The organism is Roseinatronobacter sp. (assembly GCF_051859525.1).
Lineage (GTDB): Bacteria > Pseudomonadota > Alphaproteobacteria > Rhodobacterales > Rhodobacteraceae > Roseinatronobacter.
The window spans coordinates 1-804 of record NZ_JBHYFM010000050.1; the positions used below are offsets into that span (position 1 = coordinate 1).

The 804-nt window shown below is 54.5% G+C and carries 1 protein-coding gene and 1 pseudogene; one reads left to right on the top strand and one right to left on the bottom strand.

All coding sequences use genetic code 11. The annotated features are described in order from the left end of the window. The coding region (locus ACTIE1_RS16625; protein ID WP_439563510.1) for a hypothetical protein at positions 1-289 on the bottom strand (289 nt) is incomplete at its 3' end. Positions 290-479: 190 nt separating this feature from the next. Between ACTIE1_RS16625 and ACTIE1_RS16630 the strand changes: the two are divergent. Further along, positions 480-804, top strand: a pseudogene (locus ACTIE1_RS16630) (IS3 family transposase); the annotation flags it as partial.

An 804-nucleotide genomic window follows, 5' to 3' on the forward strand; every position in this document is an offset into this window, starting at 1 on the left:
CGACACTCGCATCGACGCTTGCGACACTGCCACCGCCGACCTCAACACCGGCCGAAACACTATCTCCGACATTTGCCTCAGCCCCGGCAACACTCCCTCCCCCCACGCTGACATTTGCAGAAGTGCCACCCAGACTAACACCGACATTCAGCCCACCGCCGCTGCCACCTCCAATTGAAAGCAGTTGCGCTTGTGCGACCCCGGGCAGCGCGAGCACGCCGATCAGCGCAGCAACGGAAAGGGGTACATGATAGCGTGACGATATTCTTTCTGACCCTTGAAGATGCATAGTTTGACCTTTCTCTCGGAGCTGGGTTTCTCACTCATTCTGAGCCAGCCCAATGCTACGCAAGCAATTTTGGCAAAATTACGGCTAAATCTTGACGTTTGAACGTCAACTTCAATTGATTAGTTAAGACATTTATAGATGTTTATCTCGGGGGTGCGGACGAAAAGTTGGACTATCTTGGAGATAGTTCATGTATAGCTACGAAGAGCGAGTGCGCGCTGTTGAGCTTTATATCAAGCTCGGAAAGCGCTTGGGGGCCACCATCCGCGAGTTGGGGTATCCAACTAAGAATGCCTTGAAGGGCTGGCATCGAGAGTATGAACGTCGGCGGGACTTGCGGATACGCTCAGCGCCGCGCCCAGCTAAATTCTCGGCGAAACAGAAGCAGGTTGCGTTGGAGCATTATGCCAGCCAGGGGCGCTGTGTTTCATGGACGTTGCGTGCCTTAGGCTATCCTGGCCGAGCCACACTGACTGCCTGGGTGCGCGAGGCCTTTCCTGAGACTGGGATAGTTT